General features: G+C 69.8%; 22 protein-coding genes. 18 read left to right on the forward strand and 4 right to left on the reverse strand.

Annotated elements, in window-relative coordinates:
* Position 1: 1 nt before the first annotated feature.
* The gene (gene lptE, locus LWW89_RS10230) at positions 2 to 529 is read left to right on the forward strand and encodes an LPS assembly lipoprotein LptE (RefSeq protein ID WP_293263887.1); all 528 of its coding nucleotides are present in this window, start codon (positions 2 to 4) and stop codon (positions 527 to 529) included.
* Entirely contained in the window at positions 526 to 1,596 is a 1,071-nt protein-coding gene (gene holA, locus LWW89_RS10235) for a DNA polymerase III subunit delta (protein WP_293263888.1), read from the forward strand. The genes lptE and holA overlap by 4 nt, the downstream gene beginning before the upstream one ends.
* A gap of 69 nt (positions 1,597 to 1,665) precedes the next feature.
* Here the strand turns inward: holA and LWW89_RS10240 are convergent, their stop codons facing one another.
* Positions 1,666 to 1,836 carry a hypothetical protein gene (locus tag LWW89_RS10240; protein WP_293263889.1) on the reverse strand — a complete coding sequence of 57 codons (171 nt, stop codon included), beginning with the start codon at positions 1,834 to 1,836 and terminating at the stop codon, positions 1,666 to 1,668.
* Positions 1,837 to 1,845: 9 nt separating this feature from the next.
* Here LWW89_RS10240 and LWW89_RS10245 point away from each other — a divergent pair, with 9 nt between their 5' ends.
* The 3 genes from LWW89_RS10245 to LWW89_RS10255 all read left to right on the forward strand — a co-directional run bounded on the left by LWW89_RS10245 (position 1,846) and on the right by LWW89_RS10255 (position 4,385).
* Positions 1,846 to 2,028, forward strand: a complete 183-nt coding sequence (locus LWW89_RS10245; protein ID WP_293263890.1) for a hypothetical protein — start codon at positions 1,846 to 1,848, stop codon at positions 2,026 to 2,028.
* 301 nt (positions 2,029 to 2,329) lie between these two features.
* On the forward strand, positions 2,330 to 3,586 hold the full coding sequence (locus LWW89_RS10250) for a glutamate-5-semialdehyde dehydrogenase (RefSeq protein ID WP_293263891.1): 1,257 nt from the start codon (positions 2,330 to 2,332) through the stop codon (positions 3,584 to 3,586).
* Positions 3,587 to 3,746: 160 nt separating this feature from the next.
* Complete coding sequence (locus LWW89_RS10255; protein ID WP_293263892.1) at positions 3,747 to 4,385, forward strand: chalcone isomerase family protein; 639 nt, start codon at positions 3,747 to 3,749, stop codon at positions 4,383 to 4,385.
* Between the two features lie 305 nt (positions 4,386 to 4,690).
* Here LWW89_RS10255 and LWW89_RS10260 read toward each other — a convergent pair whose 3' ends face one another.
* Complete coding sequence (locus LWW89_RS10260) at positions 4,691 to 5,518, reverse strand: IclR family transcriptional regulator (protein ID WP_293263893.1); 828 nt, start codon at positions 5,516 to 5,518, stop codon at positions 4,691 to 4,693.
* A gap of 198 nt (positions 5,519 to 5,716) precedes the next feature.
* Between LWW89_RS10260 and LWW89_RS10265 the strand changes: the two genes are divergently transcribed.
* The 9 genes from LWW89_RS10265 to ybaK all read left to right on the forward strand — a co-directional run bounded on the left by LWW89_RS10265 (position 5,717) and on the right by ybaK (position 16,391).
* Positions 5,717 to 6,904, forward strand: a complete 1,188-nt coding sequence (locus LWW89_RS10265; RefSeq protein ID WP_293263894.1) for an acyl-CoA dehydrogenase — start codon at positions 5,717 to 5,719, stop codon at positions 6,902 to 6,904.
* A gap of 8 nt (positions 6,905 to 6,912) precedes the next feature.
* A complete protein-coding gene (locus tag LWW89_RS10270; RefSeq protein WP_293263895.1) occupies positions 6,913 to 8,169 on the forward strand; it encodes a CaiB/BaiF CoA-transferase family protein in 1,257 nt (418 codons plus the stop codon).
* Between the two features lie 152 nt (positions 8,170 to 8,321).
* The gene (locus LWW89_RS10275; protein ID WP_293263896.1) at positions 8,322 to 9,281 is read left to right on the forward strand and encodes a TAXI family TRAP transporter solute-binding subunit; all 960 of its coding nucleotides are present in this window, start codon (positions 8,322 to 8,324) and stop codon (positions 9,279 to 9,281) included.
* A gap of 176 nt (positions 9,282 to 9,457) precedes the next feature.
* Positions 9,458 to 11,587, forward strand: a complete 2,130-nt coding sequence (locus LWW89_RS10280; RefSeq protein ID WP_293263897.1) for a TRAP transporter permease — start codon at positions 9,458 to 9,460, stop codon at positions 11,585 to 11,587.
* A gap of 19 nt (positions 11,588 to 11,606) precedes the next feature.
* On the forward strand, positions 11,607 to 12,089 hold the full coding sequence (locus tag LWW89_RS10285) for a DUF1850 domain-containing protein (RefSeq protein WP_293263898.1): 483 nt from the start codon (positions 11,607 to 11,609) through the stop codon (positions 12,087 to 12,089).
* On the forward strand, positions 12,086 to 12,604 hold the full coding sequence (locus LWW89_RS10290) for a methylated-DNA--[protein]-cysteine S-methyltransferase (RefSeq protein WP_293263899.1): 519 nt from the start codon (positions 12,086 to 12,088) through the stop codon (positions 12,602 to 12,604). Before LWW89_RS10285 ends, LWW89_RS10290 begins: the two co-directional genes overlap by 4 nt.
* On the forward strand, positions 12,601 to 13,560 hold the full coding sequence (xerD, locus tag LWW89_RS10295; RefSeq protein WP_293263900.1) for a site-specific tyrosine recombinase XerD: 960 nt from the start codon (positions 12,601 to 12,603) through the stop codon (positions 13,558 to 13,560). Before LWW89_RS10290 ends, xerD begins: the two co-directional genes overlap by 4 nt.
* A gap of 79 nt (positions 13,561 to 13,639) precedes the next feature.
* On the forward strand, positions 13,640 to 15,862 hold the full coding sequence (locus tag LWW89_RS10300) for an ATP-binding protein (RefSeq protein WP_293263901.1): 2,223 nt from the start codon (positions 13,640 to 13,642) through the stop codon (positions 15,860 to 15,862).
* A 22-nt stretch (positions 15,863 to 15,884) separates the two neighbouring features.
* Positions 15,885 to 16,391 (forward strand): Cys-tRNA(Pro) deacylase, encoded by a 507-nt coding sequence (ybaK, locus tag LWW89_RS10305; RefSeq protein WP_293263902.1) that lies wholly within the window; start codon positions 15,885 to 15,887, stop codon positions 16,389 to 16,391.
* 21 nt (positions 16,392 to 16,412) lie between these two features.
* On the opposite strand, the gene LWW89_RS10310 is transcribed toward ybaK, so the two are convergent.
* Complete coding sequence (locus LWW89_RS10310; protein WP_293263903.1) at positions 16,413 to 16,763, reverse strand: dihydroneopterin aldolase; 351 nt, start codon at positions 16,761 to 16,763, stop codon at positions 16,413 to 16,415.
* A 111-nt stretch (positions 16,764 to 16,874) separates the two neighbouring features.
* On the opposite strand from LWW89_RS10310, the gene plsY reads away from it, so the two are divergent.
* Positions 16,875 to 17,507, forward strand: coding sequence for a glycerol-3-phosphate 1-O-acyltransferase PlsY (gene plsY / locus LWW89_RS10315; RefSeq protein WP_293263904.1), 633 nt, complete (start codon positions 16,875 to 16,877; stop codon positions 17,505 to 17,507).
* 118 nt (positions 17,508 to 17,625) lie between these two features.
* Here plsY and tsaD read toward each other — a convergent pair whose 3' ends face one another.
* A complete protein-coding gene (gene tsaD, locus LWW89_RS10320) occupies positions 17,626 to 18,714 on the reverse strand; it encodes a tRNA (adenosine(37)-N6)-threonylcarbamoyltransferase complex transferase subunit TsaD (protein ID WP_293264147.1) in 1,089 nt (362 codons plus the stop codon).
* A 195-nt stretch (positions 18,715 to 18,909) separates the two neighbouring features.
* Here tsaD and rpsU point away from each other — a divergent pair, with 195 nt between their 5' ends.
* From rpsU to dnaG, 3 genes are all read left to right on the forward strand, one after another.
* Positions 18,910 to 19,122, forward strand: a complete 213-nt coding sequence (gene rpsU / locus LWW89_RS10325; RefSeq protein ID WP_293263905.1) for a 30S ribosomal protein S21 — start codon at positions 18,910 to 18,912, stop codon at positions 19,120 to 19,122.
* A gap of 152 nt (positions 19,123 to 19,274) precedes the next feature.
* On the forward strand, positions 19,275 to 19,721 hold the full coding sequence (locus LWW89_RS10330) for a GatB/YqeY domain-containing protein (RefSeq protein ID WP_293263906.1): 447 nt from the start codon (positions 19,275 to 19,277) through the stop codon (positions 19,719 to 19,721).
* A 28-nt stretch (positions 19,722 to 19,749) separates the two neighbouring features.
* Positions 19,750 to 21,534, forward strand: coding sequence for a DNA primase (gene dnaG, locus LWW89_RS10335; protein WP_293263907.1), 1,785 nt, complete (start codon positions 19,750 to 19,752; stop codon positions 21,532 to 21,534).
* The last annotated feature ends 4 nt before the right edge of the window (positions 21,535 to 21,538 follow it).

The following is a 21,538-nucleotide window of genomic DNA, read 5'->3' on the forward strand; positions in this document are numbered from 1 at the left end:
CATGAGGACTTTCCGCACCTGGCTGGTCGCCCTGACCGCCGTCCTGCTGCTGGCGGCCTGCGGCTTCCAGCTGCGCGGCGCCCAGACCCTGCCGTTCAAGTCGATTTACGTGGCGGTGCCTGACACTTCCGAGTTCGGCGCCCTGCTCAAGCGCGCCGTGCGCGCCAGCAACTCCACCACCCTGGCCGAGCGCCGCGAGGATGCCGATGTGGTCTTCAGCATCAGCCAGGACGCAATGGAGAAGTTCGTCCTGTCGGTGAACAACGCCGGCCAGGCGCGGGAATACGAGCTGCGCTACCGCTTCGGCTTCACCCTCACCGACGCCAAGGGCCGCAGCCTGATTTCCCCCGCCAGCCTGCTGCAACAGCGGGTGGTGACGGTGAACCCGGCGGTGGCCCAGGAAGTCCTCTCCAAGCAGCAGGAAGAGGAACTGCTGCGCCAGGACATGCAGCGCGACCTGGTTCAGCAGGTGATGCGCCGCCTGGCCGCGGTGAAGCCCCTGCCCCCGGCGGACGACGGCCAGCAATGATCCTCAAGGGGGAAGCCCTCGCCGCGCACCTGGACGGGAACCGCCCCCTGGCGTCCCTCTACGTGCTGTACGGGGACGAACCCCTGCTGGTGATCGAGGCCGGCGACGCCATCCGCGCCGCGGCCCGGCAGCGCGGTTTCACCGAGCGCGACGTGCTGACGGTGCTGCCCGGCTTCAACTGGGGCGAACTGTTCACCCGGGGCGGCAACCTGTCCCTGTTCGGCGACAAGAGCCTGCTTGACCTGCGCATCCCCTCGGGCAAGCCCGGGCGGGACGGCTCCGAGGCCTTGCAACGCTACTGCGGCCAGCTTTCCGACGACAGCCTGATGCTGGTCACCCTGCCGGAACTCAACTGGCAGGACGAGAAATCGGCCTGGTTCAGCGCCCTGGAAAAGGCCGGGGTGGCGATCAAGCTCAACGCCCCGCACCTCGACGAACTGCCCGCCTGGATCGGCGGCCGGCTGGCCCGGCAGCAGCAGCGCGCCAGCCGCGAGGCACTCCACTTCCTGGCGGAACGGGTCGAGGGCAACCTGCTCGCCGCCCACCAGGAAATCCAGAAGCTGGCCCTGCTCTACCCCACGGGCCGGGAAGCGGCGGAACTCACCCTGGAACAGGTCAAGGACGCAGTGCTGGACGTGGCCCGCTACGACCTGGACAGCCTGCGCGAGGCCCTGCTGGCGGGGGACACGGGGCGCATGGCGCGCATCCTGGATGCGCTGCGCCAGAGTGGCGAGGCCCTGCCCCTGGTGATCTGGGCGGTGACCGAAGAGGTGCGCGCCCTGGCCACCCTGGCCCAAGGCGTGGCGGCGGGGCGGCCGTTGGATGCACTGCTGAAGGAGGCCCGGGTCTGGGGACCGCGCCAGGGGGCGCTCAAGCAGGCCCTGGGCCGGCTGCGGGACGATCGCCCGGCGCGGGCGCTGAAACAGGTCGCCCGGGTGGACCGTATCGCCAAGGGGATCGAGGACGGCGACGCCTGGCTGGAACTGCTGCGCCTGGGGATGGGACTGGGGGCAGGATCGGCCGGGCGGAACGCCCGTAACGCTGGCGGCAGGCCGGGCCTGCGCTGAACTGCGGCACCGGCGGCAAGCGCCGGGCCCGCGTTGTGCGAAATCGAAGGACTCGAAGGACTGCCGGGCTTAAGCGCCCGACACCTTGCGCACGTCAGTCTGGTCGGAGAGGTCGACCTCTTCGTCGATGGGGTCCGGGTCCAGGTCCTCCCACAGGCAGCCGCTTTCCTCCGGGTAGGAGGCCAGGCCGGGCTGGCTGTTGGACTTCACCAGGCATTCGCCGGACGCGCATTCGCTCACGACGACCACATGGTTATCGTCGCTGACCTTGCGCTCACCATCCCAGTAACTGCACGTTGCACAGACTTTGATTTCAGCAGGGAGAATCAATTTCTTGGACATGACGGCAAACGTCGTGATGACGGGCAAAATAAAAAATTACGGCGCAAGAAACCACACGCCAACCATGGTCTTGCAAGAATATCCCGTTAGACCCGGGAGACGAAAGAGGTTCCCGGTTTTTCTCTGATCTGACGCAAAACGGACAATACGGCCGTCCGACGGCAAAGGTACGCTGCCCTGGCGCCGCCGGCAACACCCCGCCGCGACCATTACGTTTACCGGCCCTTCCCTCGTCTTTCCGGCCCGTTCGTCGCCCCTTCGGCCGCTTTCCGCCCGGCCATCCCCGATTTCGGCGCCCCCTGGGGTTGCCCCAGCCGCCGCCCGCCCTATAATCGAAAGCTTCCCCACCAGTCGCGCCGGCCGCCCCAGGCGGCCGCGCCGGAAGCCTTCGATGGACATTCACGCGTACATGCAGACCCTGGGCCAGCGCGCCCGGGCCGCCTCCCGGGCCGTGGCCCGGGCCGACACCGGCCTCAAGAACAAGGCCCTCGCCACCATTGCCGCCGCCCTGCGCCGCGACGCGGAAAAACTGCTCGCCGCCAACGCCGAGGACGTGGCCGCCGCCAAGGCCAACGGTCTGGAGCCGGCCATGGTCGACCGCCTGACCCTGTCGGCCAAGACCATCGCCGCCATGGCCGAGGGCGTCGAACAAGTCGCCGCCCTGCCCGATCCGGTGGGCGAAATCTCCGACCTGAAGTTCCGCCCCTCCGGCATCCAGGTGGGCAAGATGCGCGTGCCCCTGGGGGTCATCGGCATCATCTACGAGGCCCGCCCCAACGTGACGGTGGACGCCGCCGCCCTGTGCCTCAAGTCGGGCAACGCCTGCATCCTGCGCGGCGGTTCCGAAGCCATCCGCAGCAACCGGGCCATCGCCGCCTGCGTCCAGGAAGGCCTGGCCGCCGCCGGTCTGCCCGCCGACGCGGTGCAGGTGGTGGACACCACCGACCGGGCCGCCGTGGGCGAATTGATCACCATGCGCGAGTACGTGGATGTGATCGTGCCGCGCGGCGGCAAGGGCCTGATCGCCCGCCTGCTGGCCGAATCCCGGGTGCCGATGATCCAGCACCTGGACGGCAACTGCCATGTCTATGTGGACGACAAGGCCGATCCGGAAAAAGCCCTGAAGATCGTCGAGAACGCCAAGACCCAGCGCTACGGCACCTGCAACACCGCCGAGTCCCTGCTGATCGCCCGGGCCATCGCCCCGACCCTGCTGCCGCGCATCGCCGCCATGCTTCAGGGCAAGGGGGTGGAAATCCGTGGCTGCGCCGAGACCGCTGCCCTGGTGCCGAACACCGTGCCGGCCAGCGACGAGGACTACGCCACCGAATTCCTCGCCCCGATCATCGCCGTCAAGGTGGTGGCCGGCCTGGACGAGGCCATGGACCACATCGCCCGCTACTCGTCGAACCACACCGAGGCCATCGTCACCGAGGACTACACCCGGGCGCTGACCTTCCTGCGCGAAGTGGATTCGGCCTCGGTCATGGTCAACGCCTCGACCCGTTTCGCCGACGGCTTCGAATACGGCCTGGGCGCCGAGATCGGCATCTCCACCGACAAGATCCACGCCCGGGGCCCGGTGGGCCTGGAAGGGCTGACCAGCCAGAAGTGGGTGGTGCTGGGCACCGGCCAGGTGCGCGGCTGAGGCCGGCAGCCCAGCCATCCGCAAATCGTTTTGAGCAACATCGCCGGCCCGCCTCCCGCGGGCCGGCGCGCAGTACCGGCAAGGCAGAGGGACGCCACCGCTCACGGGGTGAAGCGGCGGCGCAAAACACATAACAACCCCGATGACCGTTGAGGAGACTATGAACCATCCCCTGCCTGAGGCGTCCCGCCGGACGCCGCGGGGCGCGGGGCGCCGCTTTGCGCCCGCCGCCTCCACCCTTGCCCTGTCCCTATCCCTCTTCCTCGCCGCCGGCGCCGTCCAGGCCGCCGAGTTCGGCGGCGTTGCCTTCGACGACCGCGTCAAGGTCGGCGCCAGCGAGCTCCAGCTCAACGGCGGCGGCCTGCGCACCAAGGTGTTCTTCAAGGTGTACGCCATGGCCTTGTACCTGCCGGAAAAGGCCGCCACGGCCGACGCCGTGCTGGCCGCCAAGGGCCCCCGGCGCATCGGCATCAGCCTGCTGCGCGACCTGTCGGCCCAGCAGTTCGCCGACGCCCTCAACGAGGGCATCGTCAAGAACACGGCGGACGCCGAGCTGGCGGCCCTCAAGCCCAAGGTGCAGGCGTTCACCGACACCCTGCTGTCCCTGGGCGAGGCCAAGAAGGGCACCAGCGTGGTCCTCGACTACACCCCGGAGAAGGGCACCCAGCTGCTGGTCAACGGCAGCGCCAAGGGCGCCCCGATCCCCGGCGAGGACTTCAACCGGGCCCTGCTGCGCATCTGGCTCGGCGCCAAGCCGGCTCAAGACGACCTGAAAGAGGGGCTGCTCGGCAAGAAGTAAGGCGCTGTCTCGAACAGTGTTCCAGCAACGGCGGCCCGGTGGATTCGGGCCGCCGTTTTTTTGTGCACCACATTTTTTTTCCGGCGGACACCCGGCCGGAACGCCGCGCTGGGCGGGCATCTTCAGGCCCCCATGGTGAAACCCCGCGTCCCTATTGGATTTCCAAGGCACCATGCCGGAAAGCCAATAGGGACGCGGGGTTTGCTTTTTCCGACGTTCAGGATTGGCTGTTCGCCTGCCCCGGCCGTCCGAACTGCCGCCCCGGGCGAACGCCGCCAACGTGCGAGGTGGCACCGGAACGCCGCCTACCCCGCCGCCGCCTCGATCGAGCGGGCCAGGTACACCAGGCGCGGCCCTAGGTCTTCCTCGATGCGCTGGGGCGTCAGGGCGAAGGCCGGGCCGGACAGGGACAGGGCCAGCACCTCGCCGTCCGGACAGGTGAGGGGCGCGGCCACGGCGTTGGTGTCGCGCTGCCATTCGCCGATGGACACGCAGTAGCCCCGGGCCGCCACGTCGGCGAAGGCCTTGTCCAACCCGGCCCGCTGTTCGGCCCAGGCGTCGCCCTCGCGGCGGGCCAGCTGGTCCATCAGGAAGCCCCGCTCGGCCGCCGGCAGGGCGGCCAGGAAGGCGCGGCCGATGGAGGTGGTGGCCATGGGCATCTGCATGCCGACGCTGACCTTGAGGGTAGTCAGGGAACGGGGCCGGCAGTTTTCCAGGTAGATCATGGCCAGCCGGTCCCGGGTGGCCAGGGACACCAGGGCGCTGGAGTAGTCGGCCAGATCCTGCATCAGCGGCCGGGCCTGCTCGCGCACGCCGATGTTGCCCAGGGCCACGTAGCCCAGGGCCAGCACCGAGGGGCCGACCCGGTAGCGGCCGGCGGTGCCCGCGGCCTCGTCCCAGCGCAGGTAGCCCAGGGTGGTGAGGGTGTAGGTGAGCCGGGACACGGTGGATTTGGCCAGGCCGGTGCGGGCGGCGATCTCGCCGTTGCTCAGGCCGCCCCGGTCCCGGGCGGTGAAGCAGCGCAGGATGGCCAGCCCCCGCTCCAGGGCGGTGACCCGGTTGCGGTCGGCCGCCCCGGGCTCGTCATTCTGCACAGCGGAATCGCCATCCAGCTTGTTGGCAATTTTTCCCATCGCCACTTCCATTTCGTTTTGTTTTTTGCCAAGATGATTCCACTTTATTAAATCACAGTTCCGCACAACGGAACAACCGACAGAACAAGTAACGCCACTGCGCCCCACCCCGACCGCGCACCGCCCGACCCGCCGCCGCACCGAACCGCTTCCCGAGGCCGCCGCGCCCCGGGCCAAAATCGAGACGAGGAGACATCCATGGCCGAAAAAGCCCGCTTCCAGTGGGAAGACCCCTTCCTGTTCCGCGACCAGTTGAGCGACGAGGAGCGCCTGATCGCCGACACCGCCCATGCCTACTGCCAGGACAAGCTGATGCCCCGGGTGCTGCTGGCGCACCGGCACGAGACCTTCGACCGGGACATCTTCACCGAGATGGGCGCCCTGGGCTTTCTCGGCTGCACCATCGAGGGCTACGGCTGCGCCGGGCTGTCCAACGTCGGCTACGGCCTGATCGCCCGGGAGGTGGAGCGGGTCGATTCCGGCTACCGCTCGGCCATGAGCGTCCAGTCGTCCCTGGTCATGTACCCGATCTGGGCCTACGGCTCCGAAGCCCAGCGCGAGAAGTACCTGCCCAGGCTGGCCAGCGGCGAATGGGTCGGCTGCTTCGGCCTGACCGAGCCCAACGTCGGCTCCGACCCGGGCGGCATGCTCACCCGGGCCAAGAGCGTGGATGGCGGCTTCGTCCTGCACGGCGCCAAGATGTGGATCACCAATTCGCCCATCGCCGACGTCTTCGTGGTGTGGGCCAAGCTCGACGGCGACCGGGCCGAGGACGTGCGCGGCTTCATCCTGGAAAAGGGCATGAAGGGCCTCTCGGCGCCCAAGATCGAGGGCAAGTTTTCCCTGCGCGCCTCGATCACCGGCGAGATCGTCATGGACGAGGTGTTCGTCCCGGCCGAGAACCTGCTGCCCAAGACCGGCGGCTTGAAGTCGCCCCTGGGCTGTCTGACCAAGGCCCGTTTCGGCATCGCCTGGGGCGCCCTGGGCGCCGCCGAGTTCTGCTGGCACGCGGCGCGCAGCTACACCCTGGAGCGCAAGCAGTTCGACCGCCCCCTGGCGGCCAACCAGCTGATCCAGAAGAAGCTGGCCGACATGCAGACCGAGATCGCCCTGGGGCTGCAATCGGTGCTGCGCGTCGGCCGCCTGATGGACGAGGGCCGCGCCACCCCGGAAATGGTGTCGCTGATCAAGCGCAACTCCTGCGGCAAGTCCCTGGACATCGCCCGGGTGGCCCGGGACATGCACGGCGGCAACGGCATCTCGGACGAGTACCACGTGATCCGCCATGTGCTCAACCTGGAGGCGGTGAACACCTACGAGGGCACCCACGACGTGCACGCCCTGGTGCTCGGCCGCGCCCAGACCGGCATCCAGGCCTTCTTCTGAGCACCGCCATGGGCGCCAGCGCAACCGCCAGCCAGGCTCCGGCCGCCGCCGGGGCCCTGGCCGGCATCACCGTCCTCGACCTGTCCCGGGTGCTGGCCGGCCCCTGGGCCACCCAGCTGCTCGCCGACCTGGGCGCCACCGTGATCAAGGTGGAACGCCCCGGCGCCGGCGACGACACCCGGGCCTGGGGACCGCCCTGGCTGGCCGATGGCGACGGCCAGCCGACCACGGACGCGGCCTACTTCCTGTGTACCAACCGCAACAAGCAGTCGGTGACGGTGGATTTCACCCGGCCCGAGGGCCAGGCCCTGGTCAAGCAACTGGCCGCCCGGGCCGACGTGGTGGTGGAGAACTTCAAGGTCGGCGGGCTGGCGCCCTACGGCCTGGACTACGCCAGCCTCGCGGCGCTCAACCCGAGACTGGTCTATTGCAGCATCACCGGCTTCGGCCAGGACGGGCCCTACGCGCCCCGGGCCGGCTACGACTTCCTGATCCAGGGCATGGGCGGGTTGATGAGCCTGACCGGCCGCCCCGATGGGGAGGAGGGCGAAGGGCCACAGAAGGTGGGGGTGGCCCTCACCGACATCCTCACCGGCCTCTACGCCGCCAACGCCATCCAGGCGGCGCTGCTGCACCGGGCCGCCAGCGGCGAGGGCCAGCACATCGACGTGGCCCTGCTCGACGTGCAGGTGGCCTGCCTGGCCAACCAGGCCCTCAACTACCTGGTGTCGGGCGCCGTGCCCAAGCGCATGGGCAACGCCCACCCCAACATCGTCCCTTACCAGGACTTCCCCACCGCCGACGGCGACATGATCCTGGCCATCGGCAACGACGGCCAGTTCGCCCGCTGGTGCGCAGTGGCCGGGCACCCGGAGTGGGCCCACGACCCGCGCTTCGCCACCAATCCGGCCCGGGTGCGCCACCGCGCCGAGCTGATCCCCCTGATGCGCCAGGTCACCGTGACCCGCACCACCGACGCCTGGATCGCCGCCCTGGAAGCCGAAGCCGTGCCCTGCGGCCCGATCAACACCCTGGACCGGGTCTTCGCCGACCCCCAGGTGCAGCACCGCGGCCTCAAGCTCGACCTGCCCCACGCCGCCGGCGGCCGCGCCCCCGGGGTGGGCAATCCCCTGCACCTGTCGGCCACCCCGGTGGCCTACCGGCAGGCGCCGCCGGTCCTGGGGGAACACACTGACGCCGTACTGACATCAATGGGCTATAGTCCCCAGGACATCGCCGCCCTGCGGGCCGGCGGCGTCGTGTGAGGTCTGAGGCCTGAGCCGGGGCCGCCACGCCACCCCTCTTATTCACCTTTCTTCTTCACCCCCTTCGCGGAGCAAGGCACCACCCCAGTCCCACCCCTCTCTTCCGTAACCGCAGTGTTCAGGTCCACCTAAAAAATCAACGGAGACAAACCATGAGCAAACTGCTTCACACCCTGTTGTTGTCCACCACCCTCGCCCTCGGCACGCTCGGCACCACTGCGGCCCGGGGCGCGGAATTCATCAACGTGCTGACCGGCGGCACCAGCGGGGTGTATTACCCCATGGGCGTGGCCCTCTCCCAGATCTACGGCAAGGCCCTGCCCAACGCCAAGGCCTCGGTCCAGGCCACCAAGGCCAGCGCCGAAAACCTCAACCTGCTCCAGGCCGGCCGCGGCGAAATCGGCTTCACCCTGGGCGACGCCCTCTCGGACGCCTGGAAGGGCGACGAGGAGGCGGGGTTCAAGACGCCCCTGAAGAAGCTGCGCACCGTGGCCGGCATCTACCCCAACTACATTCAGATCGTCGCCAGCGCCGATTCCGGCATCCGCACCCTGGCCGACCTCAAGGGCAAGCGCATCTCGGTGGGGGCGCCCAAGTCCGGTACCGAGCTCAACGCCCGGGCCGTGCTCAAGGCTGCCGGCCTGACCTACAAGGACTTCGCCAAGGTCGAGTACCTGCCCTTCGGCGAGTCGGTGGAGCTGATGAAGAACCGCCAGCTCGACGTCACCCTGCAATCCGCCGGCCTCGGCGTCTCGGCCCTGCGCGACCTGGCCACGGCACAGAAGATCGTGGTGGTGCCGGTGCCCGCCGAGGTGGTGGCCAAGATCGGCGACGCCGCCTACCAGCCCGGCGTGGTGCCGGCCAAGACCTACGAAGGCCAGAACGCCGACGTGACCACGGTGAAGATCCAGAACTTCCTGGTCACTCACGAGGGCGTGCCCGCCGACACGGTGTATGCCATGACCAAGTCGATGTTCGACAACCTGGACCAGCTCACCGCCGCCCACGCCGCCGCCAAGGCGATCAGCAAGGCGGATGCGGCCAAGAACCCACCGGTGCCGCTGCATCCGGGGGCCGAGCGCTACTACCGGGAAGCCGGTCTGCTCAAGTAAGCGGCGATCCACTCTCCGGCCCCGCCAAACCCCGCGCCAGTCCTTGATCTCCACGGCATACCCCTGAAGATCGAGAACTGGCGCGGCCTCCAGGCCACCCACCTCCGAACACCGCGCCCCGCCTGGCTTTCCGCCATGCCAGTTTCGCAGCAACAAACCCCCGCAGAGGTTTGACCATGACATCCCCCCACGCCCTGCCCGGCCTGGCGCCGGAATCTTCCGATCGTGCCGGCCGCACCGATCACGCCGACGGCGCCGCCGAGGAATTCAACGAGCACGGCACCCAGCGCAAGCTGGGCGGCTGGGCGCTGAAGACCTTCACCGCCATCTGCCTGGCCTTTTCCACCTACCAGCTGGTGGTGGCCGCCTTCCACCCCCTGTCCAGCCTGGCCACCCGCTCGCTGCACGTGGGTTTTCTGCTCGCCCTGACCTTTCTCCTCTACCCCTGGAGCAAGCACGGCAAGCTGAACCGCATCGCCCCCCTGGACGCCGTGCTGGCCCTGGTGTCCTTCACTCTCGGCACCTACCACTGGGTGTTCGAGGCCGACCTGATCCAGCGCTCCGGCGACCCGTCCACTACCGACCTGGTGGTGGGCGCCTCCCTGGTGGTGCTGCTCTTCGAAGCGGCCCGGCGCATCCTCGGCCTGGCCCTGCCCCTGGTCTGCGCCAGCTTTCTCGCCTACGGCTTCTTCGGCCAGTACCTGCCGGAAGTGGTGGCCCACCGGGGCTACGGCTTCGACCAGATCGTGAACCAGCTAGCCCTGGGCACCGAAGGCATCTTCGGCATCCCCACCCTGGTGTCGGCCACCTACATCTTTTTGTTCATCCTGTTCGGCGCCTTCCTCGAACACGCCGGCATGATCCACCTGTTCAACTCCCTGGCCCTGGGCCTGGTCGGCCACGCCAAGGGCGGCCCGGCCAAGGTGGCGGTGATCTCGTCCGGCTTCATGGGCACCATCTCCGGCTCCGGGGTGGCCAACGTGCTCACCGTGGGCCAGTTCACCATTCCGCTGATGAAGCGCTTCGGCTACTCGTCGGTGTTCGCCGGGGCGGTAGAGGCCACGTCCTCCATGGGCGGCCAGATCATGCCGCCGGTGATGGGGGCGGTGGCCTTCATCATGGCCGAAACCCTCAACGTGCCCTACGCCGAGATCGTCAAGGCGGCGGTGATCCCGGCCCTGCTCTACTACTTCACCGCCTTCTGGATGGTGCACCTGGAAGCCGGACGCAAGGGCCTGTTCGGCCTGCCCAAGGACCAGTGCCCCAACCCCTGGCGCGCCCTCAAGGAAAGCTGGTACCTGGTGCTGCCCCTGGCGGTGCTGGTGTACATGCTCTTCCACGGCTTCACCCCGATGTTCTCGGGCATGATGGGGCTGGCCCTGACCGCCATCCTGATCCTGGGCGCCGCGGTGGCCGCGCGCATCAGCCACCAGGCCTTCCGCTACGTGTTCTGGCTGGCCTGCGGCCTGGGCGCCGCCACGTTCATCGAATGGGGCATCGTCCCGGTGCTGGGGACCATCGCCCTGCTGGTGGCGGTGGTGATCGGCCTCAAGGGCGGTGGCAAGACCCTGCACACCCTCAAGCTGTCCCTGGCCGACGGGGCCCGCCAGGCCCTGCCGGTGGGGGTGGCCTGCGCCATCGTCGGCGTCATCATCGGCGTTCTCACCCTGACCGGCGCCGCCTCCAGCTTCGCCGGCTTCATCCTGCACGTGGGCGAGCAGAGCCTGTTCCTCTCCCTGGTGCTGACCATGATCGTCTGCCTGATCCTGGGCATGGGCATCCCCACCATCCCCAACTACATCATCACCAGCTCGATCGCCGCCCCGGCCCTGCTCAAGCTCGGGGTGCCGCTGATCGTCAGCCACATGTTCGTCTTCTACTTCGGCATCATGGCCGACCTGACCCCGCCGGTAGCCCTGGCCGCCTTCGCCGCGGCGTCGATCGCCAAGGATTCGCCGATGAAGATCGGCTTCAAGGCCACCCAGATCGCCATCGCCGGCTTCGTCGTGCCCTACATGGCGGTCTACGACCCGCTGCTGATGCTGCAAGGCGACTGGACCGTGCTCGGGGTGGGCTACATCGTCGCCAAGGCCCTGCTCGCCATCTGCCTGTGGGGCGCGGCGGCGGTGGGCTACCTGTGGCAGCCCCTGTCCTGGCCGGCCCGGCTGCTGGCCGCCCTGGGCGCCGGCTTCCTGGTGGCCGCCGCGCCGATCACCGACGACATCGGCTTCGTCCTGGCGGCGGCCTTCCTCGCCTGGCAGGCCCTGCGCCGGCGCGGCCAGGCGGCGGCCGCCACCGCCGGCTGACCGGCGAGCCATCCCGGCCATGGCCGCAGCGCTGGCCCTGTGCCTGGCCCTGGCGGGGGAACCCGCCAGGGCCGCCCCCGCCCGGACGACGGTCCTGCCCGCCGCCACCGCCACCCTGGCCTGGACCCACTCCATCGAGAAGATTCGCTGGGACGAGGACTGGGCGGTCGCGGACCCGGCCACTTCCGCAGCCCTTTCCACTGTCACCGCCTCCGCCCCGCCCACGGCCGCCCCCGGGGTGACGATCACCGAGGCCCGCATCCGCGGCAGCGGCGCCGGCATGGAGATTCCCGAAGGCGCCGTGCTGCGCGACGGGGTCTGGCACTACCGCCCCGGCCTGCCGCCCCTGCCGGCGGTGCGCCTGACCCAGTCGCCCTACGTGCCCCCCTACACCCTGTGCGTGGCCGGCGACTGCCGCCCCCTGCCCGGCTGGCTGGCCGGCGGCGGTACGATCCCCGATAATGCGGTGATCGAACTGCGCCCCTGCCCGGCTTCGCCATGACCGCTTCCCCCACGCCCTACCAGGCCATCGTCGCCATGCCCCCCGCCCACCCGGTGTTCGCCCTGGGCATCCGTTGCGACCGGGACTGCATCACCGAGATCGACTTCCTCCCGCCGGAAGCCGCCGCGGCGGCGCCCCGGATCGACTCGCCCCTGGCTGCCCTGGCGGTGCGGCAGCTGGAAGCCTACGCTGCCGACCCCGGCGCCCCCTTCACCCTGCCCCTGGCCCCCTGCGGCACGCCGTTCCAGCGCCGGGTGTGGGACGGCATCGCCGCCATCCCGCCGGGGGAAACCGTCACCTACGGCGCCCTGGCCAAGACCGTGCACAGCGCCCCCCGGGCCGTGGGCGGTGCCTGCGGCGCCAACCCCTACCCCCTGGTGGTGCCCTGCCACCGGGTGGTGGCCGCCAACGCCGGCTTCAACGACGGTCTGGGCGGCTTCGCCCGGGAACGGGGTGGCTTCCTGCTCGCCATCAAGCGCTGGCTGCTCACCCACGAGGGCATCCTGCCGGCATGAGCGCGGCCCGTACCAGCGCCGCCACTGCCTCCCCGGCGGCGGCCGAGCCCGTTCCGCCCCGCCCGGAAGACCTGGCCGAGATCGACCTGTTCTGCGACGCCCTGTGGCTGGAGGACGGCCTGGCCAAGGCCACCCTGTCGAGCTACCGGGCCGACCTGACCGGCCTGTCCCGCTGGCTGGCGGAACGGGACGGCGCGCCCCTGGCCGCCGCCGGCGCCACCGACCTGGGCCGCTACCTGGCCCACCTGGCCGCCGGGCACAAGGCCACTTCCCAGTCGCGCCACCTGTCCACCCTGCGCCGCTACTACCGCTGGTTGGCCGTGCGGGGCCGGCGCGCCGACGACCCCACCGCCACCCTGGCCATGCCCGGCCGGGCCGAGCGCCTGCCCAAGGTGCTCTCGGAAGAGAACGTGGAGGCCCTGCTGGCCGCCCCGGACGTGACCACCCCCCTGGGCCTGCGCGACCGGGCCATGCTGGAAACCCTCTACGCCACCGGCCTGCGCGTCTCGGAACTGGTGGGGTTGCGCCTCTTCGAAGTGAACTTCGACATGGGGGTGGTGCGGGTGCTGGGCAAGGGCGCCAAGGAACGTCTGGTGCCCCTGGGCGAACTGGCCCTGGAATGGCTGGAGCGCTACCTGGCCGAGGCCCGGCCCGGCCTGATGGGGCAGCGCAGCGGCGACGACCTGTTCGTCACCGCCCGGGGCGCTGCCATGACCCGGCAGATGTTCTGGACCCTAATCAAGCGCTACGCCCCCCAGGCCGACATCGACCCGGCCCGCCTGTCGCCCCACGTGCTGCGCCACGCCTTCGCCACCCACCTGCTCAACCACGGCGCCGACCTGCGGGTGGTGCAACTGCTGCTCGGCCACGCCGACATCTCCACCACCCAGATCTACACCCACGTCGCCCGGGAACGGCTGAAGACCCTGCACGCCCAGCACCATCCCCGGGGCTGAGACGCCGGCCCGGCCGCCGGCGGGCAGCCCGCCGGCTGGTATGCTATGGGGATCGCGCCCTCTTCCCCCGGCCCGCGCCTTGCCCGAACTCCTCGCCGTGACCACCCATCCCGCAGCGCCGCCCCCGGCCCCGCCTTCCGAAGCGGTCGAGCCGGGCACGGGCACGCCGCCCTTCTTCCCCACCCTGAGCGGCTACGCCGGAGGCCAGGACGACCCGCGCGCGCCCAACCCGGTGCTGTACGCCTACGGGCTGTTCACCGTCTTCCTGGTGCTGATCGCCTTCGTGGTGGACATCCTGGTGGCCCGGGACCAGGAGCTGAAGGCCGGCGAACAGGCCCTGACCCAGCACGCCCGCCTGCTCGCCGAGCACGCCGCCCGCTCCTTCGACAGCGTCGAGGTGCTGCTCGACGAACTCAACCGCGACCTCTCCAGCGGCCACCGCTGGTGGGACTGGTCCGACGCCCGGGGCCACGAATTCCTGCGCGTGCGCATGACCCGCACCCTGCCCCAGATCCGCCACCTGATCGTCTTCGACGACAAGGGCACCCAGCGCTTCTCCGGCTCGTTCTACCCGGCCAACCCGATCAACATCGCCGACCGGGTCTATTTCGAGCGCCTCAAGTCCGGCGAGGCCCGCACTCGCTACGGTCCCTACATCGGCCGCAACAGCAACCGCCACACCTACGCCGTGGCGCGCCGCCTGGAGCGGCCCAACCGCAATTTCGCCGGGGTGCTGATGGCCGCCCTGGAACCCCAGTATTTCGAGGATTTCTGCTGGAGCACCCGGCCCGAGGATTCATTCCAGGCCGCCCTGGTCAACAGCGCCGGCATCCTGGTGGCCCTGTGCCGCCAGGACGCCGAGGATCAGGACGAATACCTGGGCCGCGACTTCCGCGAGGTGATGGCCGACCGGGATTTCCGCCACGCCAGCCCTTTGGCCGAGACCCTGCGCAGCGAGCGCCACCTGCTCGCCCAGGTGGAAGTGCCGGGCTACGACGACCTGCGCATCGTCACCGTGCGCACTACCGAGAGCACCCTCCGCCAGGTCCAGGTGATGGCCCTGGTGGGGGTGGCGGCCATCTCCCTGCTCATCGCCGGCCTGCTCGTCCGCCGCCAGTTCATCGGCCTGCGGGCGCTGACCGTGGAACTGACCGGCCACCGGGACAACCTGGCCCAGCGGGTGCGCCAGGCCACCCGTGAGATCGAGACCCGCCGCCGCGACGCGGAGCGGGCCAACCGGGCCAAGACCCGCTTCCTCGCCGCCGCCAGCCACGATCTGCGCCAGCCCCTGCACGCCCTGCGCATGTTCCTTTCCGACCTGCGCCAGACGCACCTGGCGCCGGAGCAGCAGGCGGTGCTCAAGCGCATCGAGGTGGCCACCGGGGCCATGGGCGACCAGCTGGAAAGCCTGCTGGAAATCTCCCGCCTCGACCTGACCCGCATCGACCCGGAACGCCACACCCTGCCGGTATCCGAGCTGTTCACCAGCCTGGCCGCCACCTACGCCCCCCTGGCCGAGGCCGCCGCAGTGGCGTTGAGCTTCCACGCACCGCGCCGCGGCCTGGGGCTGATCGAGACCGACCCTGCCCTGCTGTCGCGCCTGCTCGGCAACCTGATCGACAACGCCATCAAGTTCACCCCGGGCGGCCACGTCATGGTCTGCGCCCGGCGCCACGGCCCCGAGCACCTGCGCATCGAGGTGCGGGACAACGGTATCGGCGTGCCCCTGGAGCACCAGGACGGCATCTTCGAAGAGTTCTACCAGGTCGGCAACGCCGCCCGCCAGGCGGAAAAGGGCCTGGGCCTGGGCCTGGCCATTGTGCGCCGCCTCTCGGACCTGCTCGGCCACCGCATCCGCTTCGCCTCGCGCCCCGGTGTCGGCACGGTCTTCGGCGTGGTCATTCCCAGTCCCCTGCGCCCGCGCCTCGGCGCCGCGCCCCGGGGGCCGGGCGTCACCGTGCTGTCGGCTTTCCCCCCCAACGAGGACGAGCGCGCCCTGTTGGCAACCCTGACCGGCTGGGGCTACGCTATCCGCCACGAGGAACTGCCCCTGCCGCCGGGCCGGCTCCTGCCGGGGCGCAACGACCCCTACGCGGTCACCCTGTACTGCAAGCGCCAGCCCGGTCCCTTCGCCGACGAAGAGACCGCCACCCTGCTACAGGCCACGGTGATCGTCGTCGCCCCGGAGCGGGATGCCCACCCGGCCCTGCCCAACGTCCTCAACCGCCCCCTGCGCCCGGCCCGCCTGCGCGCCCTGCTGCGCAGCCTGGCCTCCCACCCGGAATCCGGCGCGGGCGAGTAGCCCGCCCCGATGGAGAAGCACCATGTCACGCCACGACGACCCCACCCACGGGAACGCCCCGGAAACGCCGGCCACCCGCTTCCTGAAGAGCCAGCACGTACCCTATTCCGCCCACCTGTACGCCTACGAGGAGCACGGCGGCACCAAGGTGTCCGCCCGGGAGCTGAACGTGGACGAGCACGCGGTGGTGAAGACCCTGGTGTTCGAGGACGAGAACAAGAAGCCCCTGATCGTGCTGATGCACGGCGACCGCAAGGTGTCGGCCAAGGAACTGGCGCGCCAGATCGGCGCCAAGCACGTGGAGCCCTGCAAGCCCGAGGTGGCCAACCGCCACACCGGCTACCTGGTGGGCGGCACCAGCCCCTTCGGCACCAAGAAGGCGATGCCGATCTACATCGAGAAGAGCATCCTCGGCCTGGCCCTCATCTACATCAACGGCGGGCGGCGCGGCTTTCTGGTGGGGGTCCATCCCCACGACGTGCTGCGGGTGCTGACCCCCAAGCCGGTGTCCGCCGCTCTGGAGAAGTAACGCGGCCGGACTGCGGTGCGATCAGGCGGAGCGCTCGATCACCACGCCGACGCGCCGCACCCCGGGCATCATGCCCAGCTTGGCGATGGACACCTGGACCCACTGGGCACCGAAGTCCTCCAGCAGTAGGGTGGCGACGAATTCGGCCAGCTTTTCGATCAGGCCGAACTGGCGGGTGCCCAGCTCCTGGCGCAGGCGGCCCACCACCTCGGCGTAGTTGATGGTGTCGTGGATGTCGTCGCTGGCCCCGGCCGATGCGGTCGACAGGCCGATCTTCAGCGACAGCTCGACGGTCTGGCGCATCTCCCGTTCCCGCGGATAGATGCCGATCAGGGTGTCGATGCGCAGCTCGTCGATGAAGATGATGTCCATGGAAGGTCCGGGTCGGCCACCCGCCCGGCAGGGCCGGCGGCGCGATGTTGCGGTGGGGAAGTGTAGAATCCGGCGGATTTTACCTGCCGCCCTTCCGGGCCACCTATCTTTATGCCCCCTGCCACCGCCCTCGCCGCTGCCGCCCCCGCCCTGCTGCTGTTCCTGGCCGCCGGCTACCTGCTCGGCTCCCTGCCCTTCGCCGTGATCGTCTCCCGGGTCTTCGGCCTGGCCGACCCGCGCAGCTACGGCTCGGGCAACCCGGGGGCGACCAACGTGCTGCGCTCGGGCAACAAGAAGGCGGCCCTGTTCACCCTGCTCGGCGACGCCCTCAAGGGTGTGGCGGCGGTGGTGCTGGCGCGCAGCCTGAACGCCCCTGAACTGGTGGTGGCGCTGACCGGTCTGGCCGCCTTCCTCGGCCACCTGTTCCCCCTCTTCCTCAAGTTCAAGGGCGGCAAGGGCGTGGCCACCGCCGCCGGCGTGCTGCTCGCCCTGGACCCGGTGGTGGGCCTGGCCGCCCTGGGCACCTGGCTGGCCGCGGCCGTAGTGACGCGCTACTCGTCCCTGGCCGCCCTGCTCGCCGCCCTGGCGGCGCCCCTGGCCGTGGGCCTGAGCGGTGGCGGCGGCGGCCAGCTGCTGGTGGTGGCCGTCATGGCCCTGGGCCTGATCGCCAAGCACTGGGCCAACATCCAGCGCCTGATGGCTGGCCAGGAACCGAAGATCGGCGCCAAGAAGAAGGCCGCCTGACGCGGATTCCGCCCAGGCGCCGATCCAGCGCCAACAAAAAAACGAAGGCCGCCCGAGGGGGCGGCCTTTTTCATGGCGATTGCGCGACAGCGATGGTTGCGGAAGATGGCCCCGGAATTCAGTCCGCCGGGCTCATCAGTTCGGCCAGGGGCCAGCGCGGCCGCACCGCGAAGGTGCCGGCGGGGCGCGCCGCCCCGGCGTCGGCGGCCAGGCGCAGGGCGCCGGCCAGGGCGATCATCGCCCCGTTGTCGGTGCAGAATTCCAACTCGGGGTAATGGACCCGCAGGCGGCGGCGCCGCGCCGCCTCGTCGAGCATGGCACGCAACTGGCGGTTGGCCCCCACCCCGCCGGCCACCACCAGCCGGTTCAAGCCGGTCTGCTTGAGGGCCTTGAGGGATTTCTTGACCAGCACTTCGACGATAGCGTCTTGGAAGCCCCGGGCCAGATCGGCCCGCTGGGCGTCGTCCAGTTCGCCGCGCTCGCCGCCCATGTCGCGCACCCGGGTCAGCACCGCGGTCTTCAATCCGGCGAAGGAAAAATTCAGGTCGTCGGAATGGAGCATCGGCCGGGGCAGGGCCACCTGGTCCGGCCGCCCGTCCTCCGCCAGCCGGGCCAGGGCCGGGCCGCCCGGGTAGGGCAGGCCGAGCAGCTTGGCGGTCTTGTCGAAGGCCTCGCCGGCGGCGTCGTCCAGGGTTTCCCCCAGAAGGGTGTAGCGGCCAACGCCATCGACCCGCATCAGCTGGGTATGCCCCCCGGACACCAGCAGGGCGACGAAGGGGAAGGTGGGGGCATCGGTGGACAACAGGGGCGACAACAAATGCCCCTCCAGGTGGTGCACCGGCACCACCGGCTTGCCCAGGGCCGTGGCGAGGGCTTCGGCGAAGGCGCAACCCACCAGCAGGGCGCCGGCCAGGCCGGGGCCCTGGGTGTAGGCGACGGCGTCGACCTCGGCCAGGGCCTTGCCGCTGCGGGCCAGGGCCTCGCGCAACAGGGGCACCACCCGGCGGATGTGGTCCCGGGACGCCAGTTCCGGCACCACGCCGCCATAGGCGCGGTGCAGGGCGATCTGGGAATGGAGGGTATGGGCGAGCAGACGGGACGATGCCGGGACCGATGTCCCCGAGGCCGCCGGCCCGTTTCCGGACCCGACCTCCACCAGGGCAACGCCGGTCTCGTCGCAGGAGGATTCGAGGCCGAGCACTAGCATGGCGGCGATTTTACCCCAGCGGGGCGGGCAGGCACGGGCCGCCTTGCGCGGCGCGGGCGTCGCAGGCATGCGTTCCCTGGCAGGCGGGGCGCAGCGCCAGATGGGGCCAAGATGTTGACCTACTTGAAATTTATTGACTTTTCCCTTTATACTTGCCGACTTTCTCTGTCGAAAACCAATCGGGGACCGATTTCAATGCCTTCTATCCGCGTCAAGGAAAACGAGCCGTTTGAGGTGGCGATCCGCCGCTTCAAGCGCACTGTCGAAAAAACCGGTCTGCTGACCGAACTGCGTGCCCGCGAGTTCTACGAAAAGCCCACCGCCGAGCGCAAGCGCAAGGCCGCCGCCGCCGTCAAGCGTCACCACAAGCGCATCCGCAGCCAGCAGCTGCCGCCGAAGCTCTACTGATATCGACGCTCGTTCCTGACGCCCCGGGCCCGGCACCCCGTGCCCGCCCCGGCCCGTCGGACACGATCCGCCGCGAAGCCGCCGATCCCCGATCGGCGGCTTTCGGCGTTTTGGGGCTCGCCGCCCCGCCCCTCTCCGCGAAAGTCTCCGCCATGAGCCTCAAGATCCGCATCAGCGACGACATGAAATCGGCCATGAAGGCCAAGGACGCGCCCCGCCTGGGCGCCCTGCGCCTGCTCCTGGCGGCGATCAAGCAAAAGGAGGTGGACGAGCGCATCGAGCTGACCGACGCAGACGTGGCCGCCGTGGTGGAAAAGCTGCTCAAGCAGCGCCGCGACAGCATCACCCAGTACGAGGCCGCCGGCCGCGAGGACCTGGCCGCCGCCGAGCGCTTCGAGGCCGAGGTGTTGACCGCCTACCTGCCGGCCCAGCTGTCGGCAACCGAGATCCAGGCGGCAGTGGCTGCCGCCGTGGCCGCCAGCGGCGCCGCCGGCCCGGCCGACATGGGCAAGGTGATGGCCATCCTCAAGCCCCAGCTGGCCGGCAAGGCCGACATGGGCGAGGTGTCCCGGCAGGTCAAGGCCGCCCTGGCCGGTTGACCCCACCCCAGCCCGCCCCGGAGCGCCGGTGATTCCCGAATCCTTCATCCAGGATTTGCTGCAGCGGATCGACATCGTCGATGTCATCGATCCCCTGGTACCGCTGAAGAAGGCGGGGTCCAACTACGCCGCACGCTGCCCCTTCCACAACGAGAAATCCCCCTCCTTCACCGTCAGCCCATCGAAGCAGTTCTACCACTGCTTCGGCTGCGGCGCCCACGGCTCGGCCATCGGCTTCCTGATGGAATACCAGGGGCTGTCCTTCGTCGATGCGATCAAGGCCCTGGCGGACCGGGTCGGCCTGCAAGTGCCCCAGGAGCCGCGCCGCGGCGGCGGCCACGGCGACTTCGAATCCGCCCCCCGCCCCGCCGCCCAGACCCGGGCCCTGACCGATCTGCTGGCCTCGGCCGCGCGCTACTACTACGAGCAGCTCAAGCGCTCCGACAAGGCCATCGGCTACCTCAAGCAGCGCGGTCTGTCCGGCGAAATCGCCGCCAAGTTCGGCATCGGCTACGCCCCCGAGGGCTGGCAAAACCTGGAGGAGATTTTCCCCAACTACCAGGACGCCCAGCTACAGGCCGCCGGCCTGGTCATCAAGAACGACCAGGGCCGCCTCTACGACCGCTTCCGCGACCGGATCATGATCCCCATCGTGAACCAGAAGAACGAGGTGATCGGCTTCGGCGGTCGGGTGTTGGGCAGCGGCGAACCCAAGTACCTCAACTCCCCGGAAACCCCGGTGTTCGAAAAGGGGCGCGAATTGTTCGGCCTGCCCCAGGCCCGGGTCGGCCTGCGGGAAACCGACACGGCAATCGTGGTCGAAGGCTACATGGACGTGATCGCCCTGGCCCAGCACGGCGTGGGCAACGCCGTGGCCACCCTGGGCACCGCCACCACCGCCACCCACATCCAGAAACTGTTCCGCCAGGTGGAGCGGGTGGTTTTCTGCTTCGACGGCGACGCCGCCGGCCGCAAGGCGGCGTGGCGCGCCCTGGAGAACGCCCTGGATTCGCTCTCGGACCAGAAGACGGTGGCCTTCGTCTTTCTCCCGCCGGAGCACGATCCGGACAGCTACGTGCGCGAGCGCGGCAAGGACGCCTTCCAGGCCACGGTGGCCCAGGCCACGCCGTTGTCGGACTTTCTCATCCAGCACCTGTCGGCCGAGGCCGACCCCCACACCGCCGAGGGACGGGCCAAGCTGGTGGCCGAGGCCAAGCCCCTGCTGCTCAAGCTCACCGCCCCCCTGCTGCGTCTGCAACTGGTCAAGCGGCTCGCCGACACCACCGGCTTTTCCCAGCAGGAAGTGGAGCGGCTGTGCGAGTTGCGCCACATCGCCCCGCCGGCGCCGGCCCGGGTGCCGCGCCAGGCGCCGTCGCTGATGCGCGGGCTGATCGAGGTGCTGCTGCAAAAACCCGAGCTGGCGCGGGACCTGCCCCTCACCCTGCTGCCCGGCGGTGACCCGGAAGCCCGGGCGGTGCTACGCCTGGCCCAGGCCATCCTGGCCGCCGAGGCGCCGCTACCCTACGCTACGTTGATCGAGCGCCTGCGCGGCAGCAGCGAGGAAGCCCTGATCCGCGAGGTGGCCGGGCGCCTGCTGCAACAGGCGCCGGCCGAGGGCTCGGACGAGACCGCGGTGCTCGACGAAGTATGGCGGGGCTACCTGGACCAACTCACCCGGGACCAGCTCGACCAGGAATTTCAGCGTCTGACCAAGAAGGCCCAGGAGGCCGGACTGGATGCGGACGAAAAGCAGGAATACGCCCGCCTGGTGGTGGAAATGAACCGCCTCGGGCGCATCAGCCGCCGCCGCTAGCGCC

This window comes from Oryzomicrobium sp. (assembly GCF_021287045.1).
Taxonomy (GTDB): Bacteria; Pseudomonadota; Gammaproteobacteria; order Burkholderiales; family Rhodocyclaceae; genus Oryzomicrobium.

Excerpts from the sequence above, each read along its gene's own strand:
- lptE (WP_293263887.1), top strand. The coding sequence starts at position 2 with ATGAGGACTTTCCGCACCTGGCTGGTCGCCCTGACCGCCGTCCTGCTG.
- holA (WP_293263888.1), top strand. The coding sequence starts at position 526 with ATGATCCTCAAGGGGGAAGCCCTCGCCGCGCACCTGGACGGGAACCGC.
- LWW89_RS10245 (WP_293263890.1), top strand. The coding sequence starts at position 1,846 with ATGGTTATCGTCGCTGACCTTGCGCTCACCATCCCAGTAACTGCACGT.
- LWW89_RS10250 (WP_293263891.1), top strand. The coding sequence starts at position 2,330 with ATGGACATTCACGCGTACATGCAGACCCTGGGCCAGCGCGCCCGGGCC.
- LWW89_RS10255 (WP_293263892.1), top strand. The coding sequence starts at position 3,747 with ATGAACCATCCCCTGCCTGAGGCGTCCCGCCGGACGCCGCGGGGCGCG.
- LWW89_RS10260 (WP_293263893.1), bottom strand. The coding sequence starts at position 5,518 with ATGGGAAAAATTGCCAACAAGCTGGATGGCGATTCCGCTGTGCAGAAT.
- LWW89_RS10265 (WP_293263894.1), top strand. The coding sequence starts at position 5,717 with ATGGCCGAAAAAGCCCGCTTCCAGTGGGAAGACCCCTTCCTGTTCCGC.
- LWW89_RS10270 (WP_293263895.1), top strand. The coding sequence starts at position 6,913 with ATGGGCGCCAGCGCAACCGCCAGCCAGGCTCCGGCCGCCGCCGGGGCC.
- LWW89_RS10275 (WP_293263896.1), top strand. The coding sequence starts at position 8,322 with ATGAGCAAACTGCTTCACACCCTGTTGTTGTCCACCACCCTCGCCCTC.
- LWW89_RS10280 (WP_293263897.1), top strand. The coding sequence starts at position 9,458 with ATGACATCCCCCCACGCCCTGCCCGGCCTGGCGCCGGAATCTTCCGAT.
- LWW89_RS10285 (WP_293263898.1), top strand. The coding sequence starts at position 11,607 with ATGGCCGCAGCGCTGGCCCTGTGCCTGGCCCTGGCGGGGGAACCCGCC.
- LWW89_RS10290 (WP_293263899.1), top strand. The coding sequence starts at position 12,086 with ATGACCGCTTCCCCCACGCCCTACCAGGCCATCGTCGCCATGCCCCCC.
- xerD (WP_293263900.1), top strand. The coding sequence starts at position 12,601 with ATGAGCGCGGCCCGTACCAGCGCCGCCACTGCCTCCCCGGCGGCGGCC.
- ybaK (WP_293263902.1), top strand. The coding sequence starts at position 15,885 with ATGTCACGCCACGACGACCCCACCCACGGGAACGCCCCGGAAACGCCG.
- LWW89_RS10310 (WP_293263903.1), bottom strand. The coding sequence starts at position 16,763 with ATGGACATCATCTTCATCGACGAGCTGCGCATCGACACCCTGATCGGC.
- plsY (WP_293263904.1), top strand. The coding sequence starts at position 16,875 with ATGCCCCCTGCCACCGCCCTCGCCGCTGCCGCCCCCGCCCTGCTGCTG.
- tsaD (WP_293264147.1), bottom strand. The coding sequence starts at position 18,714 with ATGCTAGTGCTCGGCCTCGAATCCTCCTGCGACGAGACCGGCGTTGCC.
- rpsU (WP_293263905.1), top strand. The coding sequence starts at position 18,910 with ATGCCTTCTATCCGCGTCAAGGAAAACGAGCCGTTTGAGGTGGCGATC.
- LWW89_RS10330 (WP_293263906.1), top strand. The coding sequence starts at position 19,275 with ATGAGCCTCAAGATCCGCATCAGCGACGACATGAAATCGGCCATGAAG.